This is a genomic window from Bizionia argentinensis JUB59 (assembly GCF_000224335.1).
GTDB classification, from domain to species: domain Bacteria; phylum Bacteroidota; class Bacteroidia; order Flavobacteriales; family Flavobacteriaceae; genus Algorimicrobium; species Algorimicrobium argentinense.
Genome location: NZ_AFXZ01000057.1, coordinates 1 through 22,707, shown reverse-complemented (window position 1 = coordinate 22,707; position 22,707 = coordinate 1). Strand labels below are relative to the sequence as shown.

Here is a 22,707-nt window from a genome sequence, read left to right as displayed (position 1 = left end):
CTCGGGAAGGATGGTTGGGAGCGGAATAAAAATTGTAACCCGTCCAAGCAGAATTGAAATGTTCGGCTATCACGATCCAATTCATCTGTCCATATTATACTTATTTAGGAACTATATATAGGTAGCGAAACCCTTCTTATTAATAAAACCATGTTTAATTCTACATCAAATAAAAATACAAAATCCAGATATAGATGATTTAGTATTCAATAATAACCAGAACTCTTATATATAGAATTGAAGTATTCGATTTCATCTGTCTATATTATGCTAATTCAGCTACTACATATAGATAGCAAAAATCATCTCATTAATAAAAAGAGGTTTCAATATGCGCACTATGAAATTCAAAATCGTGATAATGGTAATTTAGTGTTCAATAAAAACCAGAACTCTTATATATAGAGTTGAAGTATTCAACTTTAAAGATCAACTTCATCTGTCTATATTATGCTAATTCAGATTCTATATAATTTATAGGTAGCGAAATCCCTATTATTAATAAATGGAGGTTTAATTCTACATCAAATAAACATACAAAATCCAGATATAGACGATTTGATATTTAATATTAACAAGAACTCATATATTTAGAATTGAAGTATTCGACGTTCACGATCTAAATCATCTATCCAAACTATACTTATTTAGACATTATATATAGATAACGAAATCCTTCTTATTAAGAAAAGGAAGGATTATAAAAGCTAAAAAAACATCCATTTGAATTGATTTAATGTTGCTCAAAAATCACATGTCTAACATTCTAATTATAGAACTCCTATTAAGCACTACTCTACTCCCAATCTATAAATCCATTTGTACTTTGTAAAAAGTATGAATTCGAGACAACAATTACGCTGTATATAGAATACTATATATAACGAGTAATCAGCTTACATCAGTTTTAAAAATTATACCTATATATATATTGTATGTAAAATTTTATCCCATTATATTTGTCTTTCATAATTACACTATATATAATGATACAGATTACGTTGCCAGATGGCAGTATAAAGTCGGTTGAGACAGGAACAACGTCAATGGACGTTGCAAAAAGCATTAGCGAAGGATTAGCGAGAAACGTTATTTCGGCAAAATTTAATGATACAGTTGTCGAAACCAAAACGCCATTGACCACCGACGGGACTCTTATTTTATATACTTGGAACGACGATGAAGGTAAAAAAGCATTCTGGCACTCGTCTGCACATATATTAGCACAAGCAATTGAAGCGCTCTACCCTAACGCTAAATTATGGGTGGGTCCAGCTATTGATAATGGCTTTTATTACGATATTGATTTAGGTGACGAAACAATTTCTGATAAAGACTTTAAACGTATTGAAGATAAGATGCTAGAAATAGCGCGTGGAAAACATGAATTTAATATGCGCGACGTTTCAAAATTAGAAGCGCTCGCTTATTATAGAGACCAAAATAATTACAAACTAGATTTAATAGGAAATCTAGAAGATGGCACCATCACCTTTTGCGATCATGACACATTTACCGATTTATGTCGCGGTGGCCATATTCCAAATACCGGAATTATTAAAGCTGTTAAAATATTAAGTGTTGCCGGAGCTTATTGGAAAGGTGATGAAAGCAATAAACAGTTAACTCGTGTATATGGTATCTCTTTTCCGAAGCAAAAGGAGTTAACACATTACCTGCACTTATTAGAAGAAGCAAAAAAACGTGATCATAGAAAGCTAGGTAAAGAACTAGAGTTATTTACGTTTTCGCAAAAGGTTGGTCAAGGTCTACCGCTATGGTTACCAAAAGGTGCCGCTTTACGCGAACGTTTAGAGAATTTTCTGAAAAAAGCTCAGAAGAAAGCTGGTTATGAAATGGTTATTACACCGCATATTGGACAGAAGGAGCTTTACGTAACCTCTGGACACTATGAAAAGTACGGAGAAGATAGTTTCCAATCTATTCTAACACCTAAAGATGGTGAAGAATTCCTTTTAAAACCAATGAACTGTCCGCATCACTGTGAAATTTATAATAGTTTCCAATGGTCCTATAAGGATTTGCCAAAACGTTTTGCCGAATTTGGAACCGTTTATAGATATGAACAAAGTGGCGAGTTACATGGTTTAACTCGTGTAAGAGGTTTTACTCAAGATGATGCGCATATATTTTGTATGCCAGATCAGTTAGATGAAGAGTTTAAAAATGTTATAGATTTAGTTCTTTATGTATTTGGATCTTTAGGATTTGAAAATTTCACGGCACAAGTTTCGTTACGTGATCCTGCAACACCTGAAAAATACATTGGAAGTGATGAAAATTGGGAAAAAGCGGAATCTGCCATATTAAATGCTGCAAAAGACAAAAATTTAAATTTTGTTGTTGAAACTGGGGAAGCAGCTTTTTACGGTCCAAAATTAGACTTTATGGTGAAAGATGCCCTGGGAAGACAGTGGCAATTAGGTACAATTCAAGTAGATTACAACTTACCTGAACGTTTCGATTTAACCTACAAAGGCAGTGACAATGAGCTTCACCGCCCGGTTATGATTCACCGCGCTCCTTTTGGAAGTATGGAACGTTTTATAGCCATTTTATTGGAGCATACAGCAGGTAACTTCCCATTGTGGTTGGTACCAGATCAGGTTATTGTACTCTCTATTAGTGAAAAATATGAGAAATACGCGAAAAAAGTTTTAAATTCGCTAGAAAATGACGAAATTCGCGCCCTAATTGACAATAGAAATGAAACAATGGGTAAGAAAATTCGGGAAGCCGAAATGAAAAAAATCCCATATATGATTATTGTTGGAGAGAATGAGGAGCAAGAAGGTAAAATTTCTGTTCGTCAGCATGGTGGTGAAGATCTTGGCATGATTACTGTACAAGAATTCACTGACATTCTAAACAAAGAAGTCAAGAGTACATTAAAAGAATTTTAATAAGGAAATTAAGTTAAACTAAAATTATACAGCCATAGCAATACGTAGAAGAAGACAAGCTCCTCGTCGAGTAAATCAAGAAGATCAGCACAAAATTAACTCTAAAATCAGGGTAGAAAACGTGCGTTTAGTAGGTGACAATGTTGAAGTAGGTGTCTACCCAACAAAAGAAGCATTGGCAATAGCTGATGGACAAGGGCTTGACCTTGTTGAAATATCACCAAAAGCAGATCCTCCTGTTTGTAAAGTGATGGACTATAAGAAGTTTCTTTATGAACAAAAGAAACGTGAAAAGGTATTAAAAGCAAAAGCCTCGAAAGTTGTTGTAAAAGAAATTCGTTTTGGTCCTCAAACAGATGATCATGATTACGAATTTAAAAAGAAACATGCCGAGAAGTTTTTACAAGAGGGCGCGAAATTAAAAGCGTTTGTCTTTTTTAAAGGCCGATCCATTGTTTTTAAAGAACAAGGACAAATTCTATTGTTGCGTTTAGCGCAAGATTTAGAAGATTTGGGTAAAGTGGAACAAATGCCAAAACTGGAAGGTAAACGAATGACGATGTTTATTTCTCCAAAGAAATCAAAATAAACTGATCCCGACGCTTCGGGAACAGATAAAGATAGTAAGCGAAATAACTTAAACTAGGAAGAACAATGCCTAAAATGAAAACCAAATCTAGTGCCAAGAAAAGATTTAAAATTACTGGTACTGGTAAAATAAAAAGAAAGCACGCTTTTAAGAGTCATATCTTAACAAAGAAGACTAAAAAGCGTAAGAAAGCCTTAACTCAATGGACTTTAGTTCATAAGGCCGACATGAGTAATGTTAAAATTATGTTACGTTTAAAGTAACCTTATTTTAACCGGTTAAAACAATTAATAAACCCTGGAGTTGGGCTTTAAAGATTTTTAATTAACGTTTGTTGATTTAAGATTTTTAATCTAAAGTGTCATTAAAAGACCGCCTACTACAAAAAACATTTAAATTATGCCAAGATCAGTAAATTCTGTAGCCAAAAGAGCCAGAAGAAAAAAAGTGCTTAAACAAGCAAAAGGTTACTTCGGACGTCGTAAAAACGTTTGGACAGTAGCAAAAAATGCGGTTGATAAAGCGATGCAATATTCGTACAGAGACCGTAGAGTAAAAAAGAGAACATTCCGTGCTTTATGGATTATGCGTATTAACGCAGGAGCAAGAGAACATGGTATGTCTTACTCGCAGTTTATGGGTAAAATGAAAGCTAATAATGTTGATTTAAACCGTAAGGTTTTAGCCGATTTAGCTATGAACAACCCAGATGCATTTGCTGCAGTAATTAATAAAGTAAAGTAAGGCGTTTAGCCTATTGTAAAACATATTTCGCTTATAAAAAATCCGATTCTTAATTGAATCGGATTTTTTTTGTTTGAAAAGAAAAGCAGCGACATCCATAATAGTTGTCGCTGCTTCTTGCTCATCAATCAAATCCCCTAAATCTAATTAATGTAAAATAATATGACCTACGGCCATATTTATCTTAATAGCTTTATATGTCTCAAATTTAAGACAAATAATACCACTAGCAAAATTTTAGTTTTGAAATGCAGTATTTTGTACGTGAATTGATAAAAATTAGGGTGGTTTTACTTTATAAAGTAAAAAAAGCAGCAATACCCATTACATATATTGCCGCTTTGAATTAAATTGATTACTGTTTTACAATTCGTTTCATGGTTTCATTTCCATTAACCTCTACTTTAAACAAATAGATACCAGCTTCGTATGCACTTAAATCTACAGACATTGTTTTACCACTGTTTGATTGATTTAAAAGCAAACGCCCATTTAAATCATAAACTGTAATTTTAGAATCCTGCATATTTGGCAAGGTAATAGAAATATTACCCTTGGTTGGGTTGGGATATATATCTATGTTATTTAACATACTTTCGCTATCAATACCCATAGTAGCTTCTACATCTACTACAATTTCCAAACGCTCACTCTCGCATCCGTTTACATTTGTACTGGAAACCCAGTAAGATTTCGACCCAACTACTGAAGTATCTGGAGTTGGCGCTGTTGTAGAACCTGTTCCTCCGGTTTCTGTTGTGTACCATAATAAACCTGTTCCGCTAGTTGTTGCAGTTAAAACATTTGCTGTTTCCCCAACTTCATACATTATTAAAGCTGTTGCTGTTGGTGTATTTGGTATTGTATACCCACTTATTATAGGTGAACCTGCTAAAAAATTACTTGTTGCTCCTGTTAAAGCAAAATTTGATAATGTACCGTTATATGTATTTGCCGTAGCATCTGTTAAAGTTGTGATTGTTGAATTATTATTAGCATCATTTCCTTGATTAAAATTATAATAAGCCACTAAACCAGTTTCAATTCCTTGCAACTCACAGTTTTTACTAGAATTAATTTGAGATGCTGTTCTTGCTGTATTCCATACTCGAACTTCATCCATATTTCCATTAAAAAACTCACCCCAAAAAGTTGTTCTAAAAGTTGAGCCTAAACTTAATAAATTCCCGTTAGTTGAATAACTCTTATTAGTCGATCCTACACTAACACCATCTACAAAAATTGTTAAAACAGAACCATTGAATGTCACAGCAACATGATGCCAATTATTGTCATTAACACTTCCTGTTGGAGCTATATAATCATTATTTTCTCCAATTACACCGATTCTACCGTCGTTAGTCATTAGTATACCAAATCGTTGATTTGTACTTTGATTACCATAATTAACTATTGTTCCAACATTTGTAGCGCTGGTTTTAACCCAAGCCTCAACTGTTCTAGGTGCATTAGCTAAAGGCAAAGATGAAATATTTACTTCGGCACGATCATCTACTCCATCAAAATTTAGATTTGTTGCAGGACTTAACACATCAACTCTTTGTATTGTTGAAGTAAGCGTATCCGTAAAACCACAAGATGTATATTGTGGATTAGATAAAACAGCATAGTAGTAAAAAGAACCAATTTCAGTGGTGCTTGGCAAAAATGTTTTAATGTCAGGCACATTATATTGATTAGGAGTAATTTGGTTTGATTGGTCAACCATAATACCACCTACAGTTGAATTTATAGTATTTTTATACCAAGTTATTGTATAGGTAGTAGATATTGATGGTTGGTTACTACCAAATGCGCAAAATAAAAGAGAAAGTTCCAATGGATTAGAAGCTTCATTAAGCAAATAAGTTTGTCCTCCTGTTAAAGGATCCACATTTGAGACTTGAAAATAATAAGCAGCATTTACAGAGTTAAGGCTAATAAATGCCAGTAATAATAAGTAAAGTTTTAGTTTCATAAAATTAGATTTGGTTACATTAATATGTGCCAAAAATAAATTATAAACTATAAGCAACCAATATAGATGGTTGAAGCGCAGTGTTATGTATTTGAATGGTTATTTAAAATACTTACCGTACGTTCTAGATAATGGAATCTCTATACCTTTTAAAAAAACAGCATTAGCTGTAACGCGTTCTACCATATCCTTGTTTACAAAATAAGAACGGTGCGTTTGTTCAAACAGCTTTGATGGTAGTTTTTCCACAATAGAACTTAAAGTTTGACGTATAGTATATTTTTTTGTCGACGTGTAAATATTGCTATAATTACCATCGGCCATAATATATCTAATATCAGAATGATTCAAAATAATGGTATCATAACCATCTTTAAAATTAAAACTATGGATTTGTTTTTTGTTTATAGCTAGATTAATAGAAGCTATAACATCTACTTTTTTAATAGGTTTTGTAAGATAAGCGTCAGGACATGTCTTTAAAGCTTCATTCATTAACTTAAAATCCGATTGACCTGTTATAAAAATAACCGTCGCATTTTCATTTTTTATTTTGGACAATTCTATTCCGGCATTTATTCCGTTTAAATTAATATCCATAAGAATAATATCGGGTAAAAAAGATATCATTTTATTTAAAGCCGACTCCTTATCATGAGCTAGTTTTATGACATTAAAAGACTCCTCTTCTAAAATTTCTGCTATATATTCTGCAATTATAACGTCGTCCTCAACTATTAATATTTTAGGGTTTTGATAGTTAATCATTACTAATTGGTTTTATAAACGAAAATGAAAAACCATTTTCGGTTTCTATGTGATACTTAATTTTTAATTGACGACAGAGCTTATCTATCAATTTTGGTTTAATTTTCGCATTGAGAATGGCGTCACCATTATCTGAATAATTAAAATACAGTATATTATCCTTTTCGTATAAATCGAAAGTAATTTCTTTGAAATCTTGTTTTACAAAGGCATGTTTTATGGAGTTGATGAAAAGTTCAGTTAATAGCAGTCCTAAATACATAGCAAAGTCTGATGGAATATCTACGGGTGCCACTTTAAAACTTATGTGAATATTATTGTCATTAAACGTGTCAAAAAAACTAACTTTTACATCGCTTAAGTACTTTGAAGCATCAATTATCTTTTTATCCTTATTCCTATATAAATGTTTGTGTAAAGTTGAGATCGTCTCAACTTTAGTTAAAATATTCTTTAGTTGAAAATTTTCAGAACCAATTGATTTTTTCAATTGATCGGCAATAAGAATAATAACTAACTGCAAATTATTATTAATACGGTGATTAGCCTCACTTAATAAAAACTCGTTTTCTTGAGAAAGCAATTCTAGCTTTCTGTTGTTGATTTTGGTTCTTTTTAAAACGTGTGCAATAAAGAAAACCAGAACTGTAGCTATTAAAATGAAGACCAAACTAACATACAACTTAATTTTATTAGAAGCCAATGCCTTATTTTGATTTACAATTTTTAAATTATTAATTTTAATTTGATTTTCCTTTTCGGTCAGCTTATATTTTTCTTCTAATTCAAATAAGAATTTACCATGTTCAATTTGATAATATTTGTCAGTTAATTTTAATCTAATTTCTAAATACTCGTAAGCCTTATCAATATTCCCTAATTTGTCATAGAAGTTCCTGATATTATCAGTAAATAAAATTTCACCATAAAACAGATCATTTATCTTGGCAAAGTCTAAAGCTTCTTCACACTCTTTGAGTCCTTTTTCAAACTGATTACTCTTAAATAAAACCCGGGTATAATTTATATAAGCATCTGCTTGTTCTTGAATGAGTCGATTTTCTTTAGCATAATCCAATAATTCCTCTAAAAACTCCACCGCTTTATCGTATTCCTTTTTTTCTTCATAAACACCAGATATTTCTAGAGATGCATAAAAATAACCTTGCTTATCCCCTACTTTTTTTGAAAGTTCTAAAGCTTTGTTGGCATAAAAAAATGTGGAATCGACCTTAAAAAAATATTCTGTAAAAAGGGCTGCTTTTCTACTGTAAAAATTGGCCAAATTAGTATCATCAATGGGATGAAGCTTTAGTAGTTTTTCGGCCTTTATAAGTTGTTCATTAGCATCTAAAAAAAGGGTTCTCTTCCTGAAAAATTCAGCCATTTTTACGCGGTACAAAAATTCAAGCTGCGGGTTTTTGGTTTGTTTAATTAAATCATAAGATTTTAGAAAGTACACACTAGCTTCATCATAATCTAATTTTAATTTATAGGCTTCAGCTAAACCTAAAAGCAGATAAATCTGTTGCTCATCATTTTTAGACTGAATTAAACTTTTATTGTAATAACTAATAGCTTCAGTTAAACGATTTTCATTTATTAACTTTTCACCAAAATCAATTATAGTATCTTTTTGAGAAAACGAAACTTGGAAAAGCAACAATGTTAAACCATGCAACAGATACTTCATATTATGTTTTTTGCTTCTTTTTTCTAGCCGCTGGAAACAATACATTATTTAAAATTAATCGATAACCTGGCGATGTTGGAAATAAATCGAGCTCTGTTTTTGGATCCCCAACTTTATGCGTGTAATCTTCTGGGTCATGACCACCATAAAAAGTAAAGAAACCTTTTCCTTTAATTCCATGAATATATTTAGCTTCACCATTGGTTTTATTTTCTCCCATTACCAAAACATTCGCTTTTATTTGATCGCGACTATAAGATGTTGTTTGCCCCATAAACCCTTTTACTAAAGCTGTATGGTTTTGGCATAACATCGTTGGAATTGGATCCCATTTTGCCGAAAAATCCATCAACGTAAAATAATCAGTTGTTTTTGGAATCCGACGTTTCGTAGTCATATCAATAGATGAAAACTCGTATACATTAGGATTTCGTTCTAAAATAAAATCTTTAAAAGCAAGAGTTCTATTGTAATCTATTTTACTTTGGTAATTGGCATCACTGGCGTCACCATCAAACATAGGTTCACAAATATCGACACCATCAGCAGATAAAGCAATATCAAAACTATCGGTAGCGCTACACATAGCAAACATAAATCCACCACCAATAACGTAGTCTCTAATTTTATTTGCAACGGCTAGTTTTTCATCAGAAACCTTATCGTATCCCAATCGTTTAGCCAATGCTTCAGCAGAATTTTTTTCTTCAATATACCAAGCAGCTGTTTTATAATTAGCGTAAAACTTACCGTATTGCCCCGTAAAATCTTCATGATGTAAATGCAACCAGTCATATAATAACAAAGCATCATTTAAAACTTCTTCGTCGTAAATTATTTCATAAGGAATTTCAGCATAAGTCAACACCATGGTTACGGCGTCGTCCCATGGCAAATTACCTTTAGGTGAATATACCGCTATTTTTGGTGCTTTTTCTAAAACCACAGATTCCATGTTTTTACTCGGGCTACTAATTTCGTTAAGAATAGCTTCCGCTTTCGCATTGGAAAGCACTTCAAAAGAAACCCCTCGAATTTGACATTCCCTACGAATACGTTCAGAGTCGGGTAGTAAAAACGAACCTCCTCTGTAATTTAATAACCAATTTACTTTTAATTGATTATCTAAAGTCCAATACGTAATACCGTAAGCTTTTAAATGATTTTTCTGACTATTGGCATCCATAGGTATTAAAATATAGGATGCAAAACTATTTAAGGAGAACAAAAACAGGAGTAGAATTACTAACTTTTTCATATTTGAAAGATACAGAAAATATAGACCTTACAAATCAATATAAAATAATTTTAGTCTGGGAGAAAGTCTAATTTTTACCCGATAACAAATTAGCAATAACTTTAGTACTCTCAAATTGTTCCAACATAATTTTTAAGACAACTGTAATTGGAATAGCCATAATTAAACCGGGAACGCCCCAGATATAACCCCAAAGCATAAGCATGACCAAAACTGTTATAATATTTACAGAAAAAGATTTTCCCATAAAAATAGGTTCTAAAATAGAACCAAAAAGTACTTGAACACCTGTAATTGAAATTATAAAAAAGAATAATGTACTTGTAGGATCTAACTCAATAAAAGCAAAAGCGGCTAATAAAACGACCGTTACTATGGAGCCTACCATTTGAACAAAGTTGATAAAAAAGGCAAATAGACCCCAGAAAATAGGGAAACTAACATCAAAGAATAAACAAGCCAAACCCGTTCCAATACCTGTTGCTAAACTGACTGCAAATTTTACTTTCACAAATTTGATTAAATCGTTCTCGATTTTTATAAACGTTTTAACCGATGTATGTTTGAGCTTCAACAAGGTATTGTTCATCACTTTTTGAATATTGATGGACTCTGCTAACCACAAAACAACAAAAAAGACCGTCATCAGAATCATAGTCACAGTTTTTTGAATAAAACTGAGGGTGACACCAATTGTTTCCTCGTGAATAAACTTTTTAAATAGGTTTTGTTTGCTTTCTACTTCAACTCCAAAAGTTTCTTGTGCACTAATTAGTAACGCATCAAACTTCTCTTCTGCCTTGACAAAAAACTCGGTTTCAGAATTTAATATTTCGCGTCCAGAAACCTTAACGAGCTCAACGCCTATTTTTAGGCCTAGAGCTATTAATAGTACAACTATTACAATGCTAACTGCTTTTGGAATTTTCTTTCTACCCAACCAACGCATAAGCGGCAAAAATAGCAACGCTATAAACATGGAAAAAATCAAAGGAATAAATATAAACGAAAGCGTTTTAAGTAAATAAAACACAAACGGAATAACGATGATTGATAATAGTAGATTTGTGGTACGCAATTGATTCATATTAGCCCCTATTTAGAAGTTCTGCAAAATTAAGTCAAAAACTTCTTATGCGTGTCAAAAGATGAAACAATTTTGCATTAAAAACATAAAAACGACACGTATTTTAAATATCTAAAAATGAATGATTTAAAAAGGAACTTCGTTATCGTCTGGAGCACCAAACGCATCATTTGGGGACGGAAAATGATCTGCTTTAAACGTATTATCATTAGCAGCTTCATTCATTTTAGAATGGAATTCATGATCAAACGGTGTATCAAAATCATCTAGGTTATCAAACTTACCAAGATTTCCTATAAATTTCAATCGTATGTTATCCAATCCACCATTCCTGTGTTTAGCAATAATAAACTCGGCTTGACCATCAGTTGGTGAGCGTTCGTCATCATCCCATTCATCAATTTTATAATATTCCGGACGGTAAATAAAACTTACAATATCCGCATCCTGCTCAATTGCACCAGATTCACGTAAATCTGATAATATTGGACGTTTACTTCCTCCACGGGTTTCAACTGCACGCGATAATTGCGATAGGGCAATTACCGGAACACTTAATTCTTTAGCTAATGCTTTTAAGTTTCGAGAAATTGTTGAAATTTCCTGTTCACGATTACCACCTTTCTGACTTCCACCAGCTGTCATTAATTGCAAGTAATCCACCATAATTAATCTAATGCCATGTTGCGATACTAAACGTCTCGCTTTTGCTCGTAAATCAAAGATGGAAAGTGAAGGCGTATCATCTATAAATAAAGGGGCTTTTTCAAGTCCTTTTACTTTGACATTTAATTGTTCCCATTCGTGTTTTTCTAACTTTCCTGTACGTAATTTTTCTGAAGACAAGCCCGTTTCACTAGAAATTAAACGCATAATTAATTGCACCGATGCCATTTCTAATGAGAAAAAAGCAACAGGAATATTCTGATCTACGGCTATATTTCTAGCCATAGATAAGGTTAATGCCGTTTTACCCATACCTGGACGCGCCGCAATAATAATTAAATCACTTTCTTGCCAACCAGAGGTCAGTTTATCTAGTTTGGTAAATCCTGTTGGAATTCCACTTAAACCATCTTTATTAGAAATTTCCTCAATTTTTTTCTTGGCTTGAATTACCAAACTTTGAGCGGTTTCACTGGATTTTTTAATATTTCCTTGCGTGACTTCGTATAATTTAGATTCCGCTTTATCTAATAAATCAAAAACATCTTGCGTTTCATCATAAGAGTCTTCAATAATTTCACTTGAAATTTTAATTAAACTACGCTGAATAAATTTCTGAAGAATAATACGCGCGTGAAACTCAATATGTGCTGAAGATGATACCTTTTGAGTAAGAGAAATTAGGTAAAAGTCTCCTCCTGCGACATCTAGTTTTAAGTTTTTCTTTAATTGACTAGAAACGGTTAATAAGTCAATAGGTTCACTATTTTCAAACAACTGAAAAATAGCTTCAAATATATGCTGATGCGCTTCTTTATAGAATGCATCTGCACTTAAAATATCAATAACCTCATCAACACCTTTTTTATCAATCATCATAGCACCGAGAACAACCTCTTCTAAATCAATGGCTTGAGGCGGTATTTTTCCTTTCTCAAGACTAATTAAAGTGCTTTTATCTACGGGATATCCCTTTACTTGATTCGGTTGTTTCATGTGAGCGAAAGTAATTAAAAGGTTGCTAAAATGATAGCTTTAATGGGGTTTCGTTGTTAACCATAAGTTAACAATTCTGCTGTTAATAAGTTGATTTTATTGTTAATAAGCACAAAAAAATCCGAAATAAAAAATTTCAGATTTTAAGGTTCTATGGTACGAAAAGGATTAACCTTTAAAAACACCCATATTTAAATATTTATCCATACGATTTTTTACTAATTCTTTTGGTGATAAGTTTTTAAACTCCTCATAAGATTTTAGAACAACATCTCTAACGGATAAAAAAGTTGTTTCACGATCACTATGTGCACCACCAAGAGGTTCCTTAATAATCTCATCTACCAATTTCATTTTTTTCATATCTGTTGCCGTTAGCTTTAACGCATCGGCAGCTTGTTCTTTATATTCCCAACTGCGCCATAAGATAGACGAACAAGATTCGGGAGAAATAACAGAATACCAGGTATTCTCTAACATCATTACTTTATCGCCAATACCAATTCCTAATGCACCACCCGATGCACCTTCACCAATAATAACCGTTAAAATTGGAACTTTTAGGCGTGTCATTTCTAAAATATTTCTAGCAATAGCCTCTCCCTGTCCACGTTCTTCGGCTTCCAATCCTGGATAAGCACCTGGTGTATCAATAAGGGTAAGTACTGGGATACCAAACTTTTCCGCAGATTTCATTAAGCGTAACGCTTTTCTGTAACCTTCTGGATTTGCCATACCGAAATTACGATACTGACGCGTTTTGGTATTATATCCTTTTTGTTGACCAATAATCATAAAAGTTTGATCTCCAATTTTACCAAGACCACCAATCATAGCTTTGTCATCCTTAACATTTCTGTCGCCATGAAGCTCTAAAAATGATTCGCCACAAAGCGCTTTAACATAATCTAAAGTATAAGGACGGTTTGGATGACGTGACATTTGTACACGTTGCCAAGGCGTTAAATTCTTGTATATATCTTTCTTGGTCGCAATTAATTTAGTTTCAATTTGCTTACAAGTCTCGGATACATCTACTTCACTCTCCGTACCTATTATTTGACATTTCTGCAATTGAGCTTCAAGTTCTTTAATCGGAAGTTCAAATTCTAAATACTCCATAGGAATTTTTAATTAAATTAGTTAGCCTACAAACCTACATATTTTTTTCATTTTAAACCGAAGTAAAAAGATGAAATATTAGGCATGCATAATGCTTTTTACAAAAGTACTAATTACCACATACATGGTGAAAATATTAACATTTTTATGATGAAGCTATCCTTTTCATCCGATTCTTTCTCCGGTTTTTCAAAATACCATTCAATACTACCACACTTATAATAATAGCTGCTCCAATATAAAAATTGTTACTCATTTTCTCTTTTTCAGGAAAAATAATAACGGCTAAAATAATTCCATAAATAGGCTCTAAATTATAAGTAAGCACCACCGTAAATGGACTAATATAGCGCATAACATATACAGATGCAATAAATGCGTAAGCTGTACAAACGGAGGCTAAAATTAGAAGATAAATTATATCGGAAAGATGGAGCACAAAGAATTCTGGTGAAAAACCTTTGCCAGAAAAAAACAAATAGATACTAATAAAAACAACACCACTTATAAATTCGTAAAAGGAAATGGTAGTTGCCGAATGCTTCTCTAGAAACTTACCATTTAAAACGGCAAAAAGCGATGATAAAAAAGCGGAGATAATTCCTAAAATAATGCCTAACAAATAATGAAGTTCACTTTGCGTAATAATAAAAACCCCAATAATAACCAAAACACCAAATACTATTTCATAACTAATTAGTTTGCGCCTGTAGACTAAAGGTTCAATAAAGGATGCGAAAAAAGCACCAGTTGAAAACATGGCTAATGTTATGGAAATATTAGAGACTTTTATGGCGGCAAAAAAAGTAATCCAATGCAAAGCAATAACAACACCTGCAAAACTTAAATTACGAATAGATTTTAAGGGAATTCTAATATTTGCTTTCGAAAAATAAACGTAAATGGCCATAAAAACCAATGCTATTAGCATTCGATACCAAACGAGTGAAACCGCTTCAATAGAAATTAATTGCCCTAAAATAGCAGTAAAACCCGCTATAAAAACCAACAGGTGTAAATGTGCGTAATTCTTTAACTTATCGTTTAGCATTGTATAGAAGGTAAGCCGCTAATATTCCAAATAGCATATTAGGAAACCACACAGCTAGCAAAGGTGGAAAATCTGATTGTGCGGCCATCACACCAAAAATTTTATCGAAAAACACAAAAACCATAGCAATACAAATACCAACTGCTAGGTTTACGCCCATTCCACCACGTCGTTTTATAGATGAAACGGCTACGGCAATAATGGTTAAAATAAACACAGAAACCGGCAAACTCCATATTCTATATTTAACTAATTTATAACGACTAATATAAGATGAACCACGTGCTTCTTCCTTTTCTATAAAACGATTTAATTCGCCATAGCGCAAGGTTTCTGCAATATACTCTACTGGAGTTAAGTCTTCTAAATCGAAAGCAAACAACGTATCTTTTCGTCTAGCTGTTTCAATGATATCATTGTTATCTCCTATGTATCTTTTTACGTAGGTATTCATTCTATAAGTAGAATCCTTCTCAACATATTGAATTGAACTCGCAGTAATTTTACTAACCAACTTGTTATCCCTAATGTACTCCAATGTAAAATTCTGTCCGCGTTTTTGCTTCGTATCAAAACTACTGACAAAAATGTAAGTAGTATCATCAATTTGCCGGTAAACGTTTTGATTATCAACCGCACTTTTACCCGTTTTTAAATATTTATAATTAAAATCGTTAAAACCTTTACTGGCTTCTGGCGCTAAATAAAGACCGAGGACTAATGCGAAAACAGATACAACGGACGCCCCTATCATATAAGGTCGTAAAAAGCGACTAAAAGAAACACCAGAACTTAAAAACGCAATAATTTCCGTGTTATTAGCCAATTTTGAAGTAAACCAAATTACCGAAAGGAATAAAAATAATGGAAATAATAAGTGAGCAAAATATATGGTGAAATCTAAAAAATACAGCATAACCTCGCCAAAAGGTGCTTCATTTTCTAGTATCTTCCCTATTTTTTCTGCTAGATGAACCGTTATTCCAATAGGAATAAATAGCAGCAACATTACAAAAAATGTAAGGAGATAACGTTTTAGTATGTACCAGTCTAATATTTTCAATGTTGTCTTTCCTACTCTCTTCAAAGAAGAGGTTTTCTGGGAGTTTTAATTTATAATACCTTGAAGTAAATGTTTTTGGCTACATAACAATAGCCCCTACTTTCTAAAGTCTATTATCCATTTGTTTTACCATCATATCTTTCCATGTAGAAAAATCTCCTGCTAATATATGTTTTCTTGCTTCACGAACCAACCACATATAGAAACCTAGATTATGAATAGTAGCAATTTGCTTTCCTAATAATTCATTTACTGTAAATAAGTGTCTTAAATAAGCTTTAGAATATTCGGTATCGACAAAAGTTATACCCATTTCATCTATAGGCGAAAAGTCTTCGCGCCACTTCAGGTTTTTAATATTAATGGTTCCGTGTGCAGTAAATAACATACCATTTCTAGCATTACGTGTTGGCATAACACAATCGAACATATCCACACCCAAAGCAATATTTTCTAAAATATTAATTGGTGTTCCAACACCCATTAAATAGCGTGGTTTATCTTCTGGTAAAATTGCTGTTACCACTTCAGTCATGGCATACATTTCTTCAGCTGGCTCTCCTACCGACAATCCGCCAATAGCATTTCCTACTGCGCCGGCATTAGCAATATACTCTGCCGATTGTTGACGCAAATCTTTATAGGTACTTCCCTGAACTATTGGGAAAAATGCTTGATCGTAGTCGTATTTTAATGGTGTTTTTTCCAAATGATTAATACATCTATCCAACCACCTATGCGTCATGTGCATGGATCGTTTGGCATAACGATAATCACACGGATATGGTGTACACTCATCAAAAGCCATAATAATATCTGCACCAATGGTTCGTTGGATTTCCATTACATTTTCTGGTGTAAAGAAATGGTAGCTTCCATCAATGTGACTTTTAAACTTCACACCTTCTTCTTTAATTTTTCTATTAGCAGAAAGTGAATACACTTGATACCCACCAGAATCGGTTAAAATATTCCGATCCCAATTCATAAACTTATGTAAGCCTCCTGCCTTTTCTAAAACATCAGTTTGCGGACGTAAGTATAAGTGATAGGTGTTACCTAATATTACATCTGGATTTATTTCTTCCTTCAATTCACGTTGGTGTACGCCTTTTACACTAGCAACGGTTCCTACAGGCATAAAAATTGGTGTTTCAATTACACCGTGATCGGTTGTTATCTTTCCAGCACGCGCCTTTGTTTGCGAGTCTGTTACTTTTAAGTCAAATGTCATATTCAAATTATCATGAGAGCGCAAATATAAATAAGAAATTACGATGTCGTTCCTAATTAAAACAAAATTGTTAGCAAATCCATAGAAATCGTTAATAAATGCCTACCAGGGGCTTCCGTAAATCTTTATAAAGCGTTATTTTTGCAACATATAAATTAACAATACACAAATGTCAAAAACTCAACAATTAGAAAATTTAACAACCCAAGTACGTAGAGATATTTTACGTATGGTTCACAAGGTAAACTCTGGACATCCAGGAGGTTCATTAGGTTGTACAGAATTTCTCGTAGCTCTTTACCAAGAAATCATGAACAGAAAAGAAGGTTTTGATATGGACGGCGCTAACGAAGATTTATTTTTCTTATCCAACGGTCATATTTCACCAGTGTTTTATAGTGTTTTAGCACGTTCAGGATACTTCCCAGTTGATGAATTAAACACATTCCGTTTAATTAACTCCCGTTTACAAGGACATCCAACAACACATGAAGGTTTACCTGGAATTCGTATTGCTTCAGGCTCTTTAGGTCAAGGTATGTCGGTTGCTTTAGGTGCTGCACAAGCGAAAAAACTAAACGGTGATAAACATTTAATATACAGCTTACATGGTGATGGCGAACTTCAAGAAGGTCAAAATTGGGAAGCTATTATGTATGCTTCTGGTAATAAAGTTGATAATATTATTTCGACTATCGATTTAAACAGTCAGCAAATTGACGGCTGTACAGATGATGTTTTACCAATGGGAAGTTTAAAAGCCAAGTTTGAAGCTTTTGATTGGACGGTTGTAGAAATTGAAGAAGGCAACAATATAGACGCTATATTAAAAGGTATGGCTGAAGCTAAATCTAAGACAGGAAAAGGCAAACCGGTTTGCGTTTTACTAAAAACAGTTATGGGTAACGGTGTAGACTTTATGATGCATACGCATGCATGGCACGGAAAAGCACCTAACGATGAGCAATTAGCTTCAGGATTAAAGCAGAACCCGGAGACTTTAGGTGACTATTAATCCTATCCTAAATCCTTCCCAAAAGGAAGGACTTTAAAATCAAGTTTAATTTAAAGACATCCACTTTTGTGGACATAGATATGAAAACATATAAAAATACAGGTAATAAAGATACACGTTCAGGCTTTGGAGCTGGATTAACCGAATTAGGAAAAACCAACGAAAATGTAGTGGCTCTTTGTGCAGATTTAATCGGTTCTTTAAAAATGGACGATTTTAAAAAGAATCATCCAGAACGCTTTTTTCAGGTTGGTATCGCAGAAGCTAACATGATTGGTTTGGCAGCAGGACTTACTATTGGAGGAAAAATTCCATTTACAGGAACGTTTGCTAACTTCTCTACAGGTCGTGTTTACGATCAAATTCGCCAAAGTGTTGCGTATTCTAATAAAAACGTTAAAATATGTGCATCGCATGCTGGTTTAACGTTGGGTGAAGATGGCGCGACTCACCAAATATTAGAAGATATTGGCTTAATGAAAATGCTGCCAGGAATGACCGTTATAAATCCTTGCGATTATAACCAGACTAAAGCAGCAACCATTGCAATTGCAGAATACGAAGGCCCAGTTTATTTGCGTTTTGGAAGACCTAGTGTAGCTAACTTTACTTCAGAAGATCAAAAATTTGAGATTGGAAAAGCGCTTCATTTAGTTGACGGTACTGATGTAACTATTGTAGCAACCGGTCATTTAGTTTGGGAAGCACTTGAAGCTGCTAAGACATTAAACGATAAAGGTATTTCAGCTGAAGTGATAAACATTCACACGATTAAACCTTTAGATGCTGAAGCGATTTTAAAATCTGTTGGTAAAACAGGTTGTATTGTAACGGCGGAAGAACATAATCATTTAGGTGGTTTAGGCGAAAGTGTTTCACGTGTTTTAACAACAAATCATCCCGTTCCGCAGGAATTTGTGGCTACTAATGATACGTTTGGTGAGTCAGGAACACCTGCTCAATTAATGGATAAATATGGTTTAAACGCTGAAGCAATAGTTAAAGCGGCTGAAAAAGTGATCAAAAGAAAATAAACGTAGAAATTTTACGTTTTAGAGAGGTAATCAAAAAATAATTTATATATGAAGTATTTTGTTTTAAGTCTGGTTGCCTCCTTTCTATTTATAGGCACAGCATCTGCTCAGAACGAAGGTGGGTTTGGATTAAAAGGTGGGTTAAACTACGATGCTAATGGTAAATTCTACGAATCAGCAGTAAGTGCTGCCGAAAAACCGGATAGGAATTTAGGCTATCATTTTGGGCTATTTTATCAAACCGGCGGTACTATTTATCTAAAACCAGAATTGGTCTATACAGCTACTAAAAGTGATTATAACTCTGGAAAATTCAAAATGCAAAAAATTGATGCACCAGTTTTAGTTGGAGTTCGTTTAATAAAGTTTCTAAATGTTTTTGCCGGACCTTCTTTCCAATATATTCTGGATTCTGAATTTGATGGCATCACTATTGACGAAGTTAAAAACGATTTTACTGTTGGTCTTAATTTCGGAGTCGGGTTTAGTTTAAATAAAATTGGAATCGATTTACGCTATGAGCGCGGATTTAGTAAAAATGAAGGAACGTTTGCAACTAACAACGGTTTAAATGTTGGTAGAATAGATATGCGTCCGGATCAGTTAATTTTAAGCATCTCACTTGCACTTTAGCGCTACGCTTAATTCATAAAACAAAAAAAACCGCAAATTGCGGTTTTTTTTATCTCTAAATTTATGATTTATCCTTAATCAGGTATACTTGTTTCATCTAAATAATCAGGCGTACCGTTACCATTTGTATCTCTTAAGATAACTGTTTTAATGGTAATTTGGCCGTTGTTTTCCACACGAGAACTTTCAAATTCATTAGCGGCAAATGTAGGATCTGAATCACCTACCTGTATAACATATTCTCCATAATCCAATTCATCCTTTGTTAAATAGCCATCACCATCATCGTCATTGTCTAGAAAGTTAGGCGTTTGGTCTCCATCTGTATCATCATCAAATAAATCATCATTATTATTTAAATCTTCTAAATAGGATGGAATACCATCAAGATCATGATCTAAAATAGTTCGTTTGTATAAACTAAATTTAAAAATTAAAGGCGTATAAGATGGAACTCCTGCAAGTGGCTGGTTAAAATAACCAATTCCAGAAGGAATAAAAGCAGCACCTATACCATGATTATGATAAGCCACAGTCCCATCGCCATTAATATCATAACTATCACTCGTTTTAAACTCAATTACCCCTTCCATAAACCCTCGTATCACTCCACTTGTGGCTCCAACTGCCATTAAGTTAAATTGAGACTCATTAACAGAGCTATCAAACACATAATTATCAGGAATACTACTACCTTCATAAATTAAGGTGGCTTCATCCGACCTATGAATTTCATTACCCAAACCTTCACGGACATTTAAATAGTAGAAGGTATAATCAATACCGCCTTGTGTAACAATTTTCGAATCCACCATATCGATTAATGGCGTTTTATTCGCATTAGTACCAGCAATGGTATCAAAAACAATTTTGAAATTATCGTTAGCTAAACTATAAGCACTATTTAACTGAAACTCCTCATAATTATAAAAGTGTGTTTCTAAGTAATCTTGTATATCAATCATGTCCTCTGCATAAACTTCGGCAGCATCCCTTAATTCAACGGTCATTGGACCATCGTCATCATCCTTTTTACACGCGGTAATAACTGAAGAAACAGCTAAAAGAAGGACTAATATTTTTCTTAAATTCATTATTGCTTATTTTTGTTGGCAAGATACAATTTTTAAATAATTTTGTACAACAACATTAACGTAGTTTTTAAACCCTTTATATGCGAGTAGATAAATTTTTATGGTGTGTTAGATATTTCAAAACAAGAACAATAGCTACAACTGCGATTAAAAAAGGTCATGTTAAAGTAAATGGTGATCCTGTAAAACCAAGTCGAGATGTTTATGCTACAGATAAAATACAGGTTCGCAAAGATCAAATTAATTATACTTTAACGATTAATGATTTACCTCCAAACCGCGTTGGTGCAAAACTTGTAGATTTATACAGAACAGACACTACACCTAAAGAAGCCTTCGCTGCTAATGAGCTATTGAAGTATTCTAAAGATTATTACCGTAAAAAAGGAACGGGAAGACCTACTAAAAAAGACCGTCGAGACATTGATGATTACAAAGATGAAAATGAACCAGATAATCAAAAGAATTTATAATTAACTCTAGTATCTTTGAAAAAACAGCCTTTATGAAAGCCACTGAAAAAAACATCATCCTAAATCACGAAGAAATCGTTCATAAAATAAGACGTATTGCTTATCAAATTTATGAAAGCAATGTGGATGAAGATGAAATTATTTTAGCAGGTATTGATACCAACGGTTACATCCTGGCAGAAAAACTAAAAGCAGCTTTAAGCAAAATTTCTAACATAAACCCCATTTTATGCCGTGTTGTAATTGATAAAAAGAACCCGCTCAATCCGATTACGACATCTCTAGCTGTTTCTGAATATGCCAATAAGTCTATTGTTTTAATAGATGACGTTTTAAATTCTGGAACGACACTTATCTATGGTGTCAAGCATTTTTTAAACGCGCCACTTAAACAATTTAAAACGGCCGTATTAGTTAACCGTAATCATAAAAAGTATCCCGTAAAAGCCGATTTTAAAGGTATTTCCTTATCAACGTCTTTACATGAACATGTGGATGTTGTTTTGACAGGAAAATCCTTTGAGGCCTACTTAAACTAACTTTAAAATAATTGACTCAACAATTTCATCAGGTGTTTTATTGCCATTAACACTTATATTGGCCTGATTATAAAAATTAAGACGCTCAAATATATGTTTGCCGACAAATTCGGTAACTTCCTCTTGACTTACTAAATGCGAAACTAAAGGTCTGCTTGCTTTATTTAAAAACAAGCGGTTTCCTAATTCTGCCACCGAAACATTAAGATAAACACTTAAAGCGTCAGGTTGCTGCTTAATTAAAGCCATGTTATTACCGTAGCAAGGCGTTCCACCCCCTAATGACATTACTACATCTTTCTGCTGCAAGAAGCTCGACAAATGCTTGCTTTCAATTTTCCTGAAATAGATTTCACCTCTAGTTTTAAAAATATCGGAAATAGACATGTTTTCCTTTATTTCAATATAGTCATCCAAGTCTTGGAATGGTTTTTCTAATATTTGACTTAATTTTTGGCCAATTATCGATTTTCCGGAGGTCATATAGCCTAATAAAATAATATTCATAAAGAGCTTAAAAATTGATTATTAAAAAGTTACATATTGATGCAACAAAAAAACAAAAAATAATTTAAAAAAAGTCTTGTTTTATTAATTAAAGGTTTTATATTTGCACCCTCGTTACAGAGACAGTAATTGACCGGGTAGCTCAGTTGGTAGAGCATCTCCCTTTTAAGGAGATGGTCCTGGGTTCGAGCCCCAGCCCGGTCACCAAAAAAAAGTAGTACGAACTACTCGCGTTAACC

General features: G+C 33.3%; 21 protein-coding genes and 1 tRNA gene. 10 read left to right on the top strand and 12 right to left on the bottom strand.

Annotation, left to right across the window (positions count from 1 at the left end; translation table 11 throughout):
* The first annotated feature begins 986 nt into the window (after positions 1–986).
* The 4 genes from thrS (at position 987) to rplT (ending at position 4,257) form a co-directional block, all read left to right on the top strand.
* On the top strand, positions 987–2,924 hold the full coding sequence (gene thrS, locus BZARG_RS13070) for a threonine--tRNA ligase (protein WP_008639133.1): 1,938 nt from the start codon (positions 987–989) through the stop codon (positions 2,922–2,924).
* Positions 2,925–2,958: 34 nt separating this feature from the next.
* On the top strand, positions 2,959–3,513 hold the full coding sequence (infC, locus tag BZARG_RS13065; protein ID WP_262483638.1) for a translation initiation factor IF-3: 555 nt from the start codon (positions 2,959–2,961) through the stop codon (positions 3,511–3,513).
* Positions 3,514–3,578: 65 nt separating this feature from the next.
* A complete protein-coding gene (rpmI, locus tag BZARG_RS13060; protein ID WP_008639141.1) occupies positions 3,579–3,776 on the top strand; it encodes a 50S ribosomal protein L35 in 198 nt (65 codons plus the stop codon).
* A gap of 136 nt (positions 3,777–3,912) precedes the next feature.
* Positions 3,913–4,257: a 50S ribosomal protein L20 gene (rplT, locus tag BZARG_RS13055; protein WP_008639145.1), complete on the top strand. Its 345-nt coding sequence runs from the start codon at positions 3,913–3,915 to the stop codon at positions 4,255–4,257.
* Positions 4,258–4,612: 355 nt separating this feature from the next.
* On the opposite strand, the gene BZARG_RS13050 is transcribed toward rplT, so the two are convergent.
* The 10 genes from BZARG_RS13050 to tgt form a co-directional block, all read right to left on the bottom strand.
* Positions 4,613–6,235, bottom strand: coding sequence for a LamG-like jellyroll fold domain-containing protein (locus BZARG_RS13050; RefSeq protein WP_008639156.1), 1,623 nt, complete (start codon positions 6,233–6,235; stop codon positions 4,613–4,615).
* 99 nt (positions 6,236–6,334) lie between these two features.
* Positions 6,335–7,003, bottom strand: coding sequence for a LytR/AlgR family response regulator transcription factor (locus BZARG_RS13045; RefSeq protein WP_008639165.1), 669 nt, complete (start codon positions 7,001–7,003; stop codon positions 6,335–6,337).
* Positions 6,996–8,696 carry a tetratricopeptide repeat-containing sensor histidine kinase gene (locus BZARG_RS13040; RefSeq protein WP_008639136.1) on the bottom strand — a complete coding sequence of 567 codons (1,701 nt, stop codon included), beginning with the start codon at positions 8,694–8,696 and terminating at the stop codon, positions 6,996–6,998. Before BZARG_RS13040 ends, BZARG_RS13045 begins: the two co-directional genes overlap by 8 nt.
* A 1-nt stretch (position 8,697) precedes the next feature.
* Positions 8,698–9,882, bottom strand: coding sequence for a hypothetical protein (locus BZARG_RS13035; RefSeq protein WP_008639135.1), 1,185 nt, complete (start codon positions 9,880–9,882; stop codon positions 8,698–8,700).
* Positions 9,883–10,021: 139 nt separating this feature from the next.
* On the bottom strand, positions 10,022–11,041 hold the full coding sequence (locus BZARG_RS13030; protein ID WP_008639149.1) for an AI-2E family transporter: 1,020 nt from the start codon (positions 11,039–11,041) through the stop codon (positions 10,022–10,024).
* 126 nt (positions 11,042–11,167) lie between these two features.
* Positions 11,168–12,703, bottom strand: a complete 1,536-nt coding sequence (gene dnaB, locus BZARG_RS13025) for a replicative DNA helicase (RefSeq protein WP_008639125.1) — start codon at positions 12,701–12,703, stop codon at positions 11,168–11,170.
* Between the two features lie 168 nt (positions 12,704–12,871).
* Positions 12,872–13,825 (bottom strand): acetyl-CoA carboxylase carboxyltransferase subunit alpha, encoded by a 954-nt coding sequence (locus tag BZARG_RS13020; RefSeq protein WP_008639129.1) that lies wholly within the window; start codon positions 13,823–13,825, stop codon positions 12,872–12,874.
* A 145-nt stretch (positions 13,826–13,970) separates the two neighbouring features.
* Positions 13,971–14,876 (bottom strand): DMT family transporter, encoded by a 906-nt coding sequence (locus BZARG_RS13015; RefSeq protein ID WP_008639138.1) that lies wholly within the window; start codon positions 14,874–14,876, stop codon positions 13,971–13,973.
* Positions 14,863–15,939: an LptF/LptG family permease gene (locus tag BZARG_RS13010; RefSeq protein ID WP_083823856.1), complete on the bottom strand. Its 1,077-nt coding sequence runs from the start codon at positions 15,937–15,939 to the stop codon at positions 14,863–14,865. The genes BZARG_RS13015 and BZARG_RS13010 overlap by 14 nt, the downstream gene beginning before the upstream one ends.
* Positions 15,940–16,042: 103 nt before the next feature.
* Positions 16,043–17,173: a tRNA guanosine(34) transglycosylase Tgt gene (tgt, locus tag BZARG_RS13005; RefSeq protein ID WP_008639151.1), complete on the bottom strand. Its 1,131-nt coding sequence runs from the start codon at positions 17,171–17,173 to the stop codon at positions 16,043–16,045.
* A gap of 169 nt (positions 17,174–17,342) precedes the next feature.
* On the opposite strand from tgt, the gene BZARG_RS13000 reads away from it, so the two are divergent.
* The 3 genes from BZARG_RS13000 (at position 17,343) to BZARG_RS12990 (ending at position 19,855) form a co-directional block, all read left to right on the top strand.
* The gene (locus tag BZARG_RS13000; RefSeq protein WP_008639160.1) at positions 17,343–18,188 is read left to right on the top strand and encodes a transketolase; all 846 of its coding nucleotides are present in this window, start codon (positions 17,343–17,345) and stop codon (positions 18,186–18,188) included.
* An 80-nt stretch (positions 18,189–18,268) separates the two neighbouring features.
* Positions 18,269–19,222, top strand: a complete 954-nt coding sequence (locus tag BZARG_RS12995) for a transketolase family protein (RefSeq protein WP_008639158.1) — start codon at positions 18,269–18,271, stop codon at positions 19,220–19,222.
* A 48-nt stretch (positions 19,223–19,270) separates the two neighbouring features.
* Positions 19,271–19,855, top strand: a complete 585-nt coding sequence (locus tag BZARG_RS12990; protein WP_008639147.1) for an outer membrane beta-barrel protein — start codon at positions 19,271–19,273, stop codon at positions 19,853–19,855.
* Between the two features lie 74 nt (positions 19,856–19,929).
* Here the strand turns inward: BZARG_RS12990 and BZARG_RS12985 are convergent, their stop codons facing one another.
* Complete coding sequence (locus tag BZARG_RS12985) at positions 19,930–20,949, bottom strand: FKBP-type peptidyl-prolyl cis-trans isomerase (protein ID WP_008639127.1); 1,020 nt, start codon at positions 20,947–20,949, stop codon at positions 19,930–19,932.
* Between the two features lie 80 nt (positions 20,950–21,029).
* Here BZARG_RS12985 and BZARG_RS12980 point away from each other — a divergent pair, with 80 nt between their 5' ends.
* Entirely contained in the window at positions 21,030–21,422 is a 393-nt protein-coding gene (locus BZARG_RS12980) for an RNA-binding S4 domain-containing protein (protein ID WP_008639153.1), read from the top strand.
* Positions 21,423–21,454: 32 nt separating this feature from the next.
* A complete protein-coding gene (locus BZARG_RS12975; RefSeq protein ID WP_008639143.1) occupies positions 21,455–21,961 on the top strand; it encodes a phosphoribosyltransferase family protein in 507 nt (168 codons plus the stop codon).
* On the opposite strand, the gene BZARG_RS12970 is transcribed toward BZARG_RS12975, so the two are convergent.
* Complete coding sequence (locus tag BZARG_RS12970) at positions 21,953–22,468, bottom strand: shikimate kinase (protein ID WP_008639131.1); 516 nt, start codon at positions 22,466–22,468, stop codon at positions 21,953–21,955. The genes BZARG_RS12975 and BZARG_RS12970 overlap by 9 nt on opposite strands.
* A 131-nt stretch (positions 22,469–22,599) precedes the next feature.
* Here BZARG_RS12970 and BZARG_RS12965 point away from each other — a divergent pair.
* Positions 22,600–22,675: transfer RNA gene (locus tag BZARG_RS12965), tRNA-Lys, on the top strand.
* The last annotated feature ends 32 nt before the right edge of the window (positions 22,676–22,707 follow it).